This is a genomic window from Leptolyngbya sp. FACHB-36, from assembly GCF_014695955.1.
GTDB lineage: Bacteria > Cyanobacteriota > Cyanobacteriia > Leptolyngbyales > Leptolyngbyaceae > FACHB-36.
Genome location: NZ_JACJPG010000450.1, coordinates 1 through 2563 on the forward strand (window position 1 = coordinate 1; position 2563 = coordinate 2563).

Sequence of the window (2563 nt, forward strand, 5' to 3'; positions counted from 1 at the left end):
CCAACGCTGTAGTCTTCCTGCCCGTGACCCGGAGCCGTGTGCACCAAGCCCGTACCAGACTCGGTTGTCACATAATCACCGCCGATCACGACCTCGCTCTGGCGATCGAACAAGGGATGGCGATACGTCGTGTGCTCCAGCGTTTTGCCCAACAGCGTCGCTTGCACCGTCAACGATGTGCCGAGGGTTTCAGCCAGTCGATCGACAAGATCCTTCGCCACAATCAGGTAGCGCATCGACCCCGCGCCAGTTTTCAGATCCAGCCCGTCTCCGATTTCTACCACTGCGTAGACCAGTTCTGGGTTAACGCTCACCGCCAGATTTGCTGGAATTGTCCACGGTGTCGTTGTCCAGATGGCTACGCCCAGCTCACCGAAGTAGGGATCGAGCGCGGTTTGCAGCGTCGGTGGCAGCGAGGTGACCTCAAAGGCGGCGTAGATCGATCGCGACGTGTGCCCTTCGGGATACTCCAGCTCTGCTTCTGCCAATGCGGTTTTGGAGCTGGGACTCCAATGAACGGGCTTCAATCCCCGGTAGATATAGCCTTTTAGCACCATTTGACCGAACACGCCGATCTGTGCCGCTTCGTACGTGGCGTCTAGCGTCAGGTAGGGATGCTCCCAATCGCCCCAGACGCCAAAGCGCTTGAAGACGTGGGTTTGCTCGTCTACGGTCTTTAGGGCAAAGTCTCTAGCACGCTGGCGCAGGCTCAGCGGCGTCAGTTGCCTACGAGCTTCGGGCTTCAGTTCTTGCAGAACTTTGAGTTCGATCGGCAGTCCGTGACAGTCGAATCCTGGCACGTAGCGGACTTTCCGCCCCCGCAGAAATTGATACTTATTGATAATATCTTTGAGAATTTTGTTCTCGGCGTGCCCGATGTGCGGCTGTCCGTTGGCGTAGGGAGGACCGTCGTGCAGCACAAACACGTCGCCGGGGTTGTCCTGCGACAGGTGCTCATAAATCTGCTGCTCCGCCCAGAACTGCTGGATCTCCGGCTCGCGCTTGACCGAATTGGCGCGCATGTCGAAGTCGGTTTTCGGCAAGTTAACGGTGTCTTTGTAAGCTCCAGGGTCTGTCACAGTGGGATTCCGCAAGCGTGGGTGAGCAGTCAGCGTTGTAGTATACTTGTAGTATAGCCGCGATCGCCGCTGACTAGTAGCCCATTATCCGTGACAAGTCACACAAGCATCAACCGTTGTGCCTCACGTTGGAGAACGATCGCCTCTAAAATATTTAGATTTGGTTAACGACCGCATTGAGCAGGGACAGATACGACTGAAATGCAGACTAAAGATTTCTGCTTGCCGCTCCAACGCCTTGAAATCGCACAATGTCGCAGCGCTCTTTTGCGGCTCCTGAACGCCTAACACTACCAGTTTCGCCAACCGCCTGATTTCGTCTCTTCTGGATTGGACAACGATCGCGTTTCCAGCAGTGATTGATACGCCTTGCTGTTTGCCCAGCGATCGATCTCGCGCGCCCGCAACACTGGCACTGGATGGGTCAGCTGCGCCGTCCGCGCCTGCTTCAGCATCTCGCCAAGCTGGTCGTTGCTAATGTCGTCGTATGCCCGCGCCTGCTTCAGAAACGCATCTAGATTAAGCTGTCCTGCCAATGTGGGCGATCCACCTGCCAGCTTCATTAAAACTGACGCAACCACTTTAGGATTTTGGGTTGCCAGCAGTGCCGCACGATCGCAGGTAAACTCTGCGCACCGCACCCACTCCAAAAGCTGTGCTTCAATACTCTGCGCCAGCATTTCGCCCCAGTTGGGCAGCTGCTTCGCCGCCAAAACCAAAATATTCACTGGTGTGAGATAGACGCTGTGCTCGCACTTGAGGTGTCCCAGTTCGTGCGCAATCACTGCTTGGATCTCTTCCAGCGTTAGCAGATCGATCAGCGACGTGTGCAGCACTACAAACGGCTGCTTGCCCCGCATAGCGAAGGTGTAAGCATTGGGTACCGGATGCTGACGCACGTAAAGCTGCGGTGGCTCCAAATCCAAAACGCGACACGCTTCTAGCAGCAGTTTGTGCAAATCTGGAAGCTGCTGTTCGCTCACAAGAACGCTGGAAGCGATATTTTCTAGATAAAAAAATTGTTCGGCGATCGGTCCCAGCACCGTGCGAATCAACAGATCCAAGCCAGGAATCTGCTTTAGGCTGGCAGTGGCTTCGAGATCAAGCGGATGACGAAAGTGGTCAGCGCGTAAGCCGATCAGAGGAGTTTTGACGAAACCCATACTGCAAACGATGAGGAGATCACCTGTAGTATAGCGAGAAGGATGGGCTGTCCGTACGTCTGGCTACCCGCACCGTACTCTAGGTGCATTTACCCGAAGAACATGGGTGCAATCAGCAAGTGCCCGTCTCTGCTTGATAGAATAGGACACCGCACTATACCGATCGAGAGAGGACCATGAGCAACGGCACGCTGTTTGACAAAGTTTGGGATGCACACACGGTTGGAATTCTGCCCTCTGGACAAACTCAGCTATTTATTGGTCTGCATCTGATTCACGAAGTCACCAGCCCTCAAGCCTTTGCTATGCTGCGGGAGCGCG

General features: G+C 54.9%; 2 protein-coding genes and 1 pseudogene. 1 reads left to right on the top strand and 2 read right to left on the bottom strand.

Annotated features, from left to right (window positions below):
* Both H6F43_RS12730 and H6F43_RS12735 read right to left on the bottom strand, forming a co-directional pair.
* On the bottom strand, positions 1 to 1079 hold a 1079-nt coding region (locus H6F43_RS12730; RefSeq protein ID WP_190343123.1), incomplete at its 3' end, for a class I tRNA ligase family protein.
* Positions 1080 to 1369: 290 nt separating this feature from the next.
* The gene (locus H6F43_RS12735; protein ID WP_190343124.1) at positions 1370 to 2242 is read right to left on the bottom strand and encodes a M48 family metallopeptidase; all 873 of its coding nucleotides are present in this window, start codon (positions 2240 to 2242) and stop codon (positions 1370 to 1372) included.
* A 176-nt stretch (positions 2243 to 2418) separates the two neighbouring features.
* Here H6F43_RS12735 and H6F43_RS22260 point away from each other — a divergent pair.
* A pseudogene (locus H6F43_RS22260) lies at positions 2419 to 2563 on the top strand (3-isopropylmalate dehydratase large subunit); the annotation flags it as partial.

Excerpts from the sequence above, each read along its gene's own strand:
- H6F43_RS12735 (WP_190343124.1), bottom strand. The coding sequence starts at position 2,242 with ATGGGTTTCGTCAAAACTCCTCTGATCGGCTTACGCGCTGACCACTTT.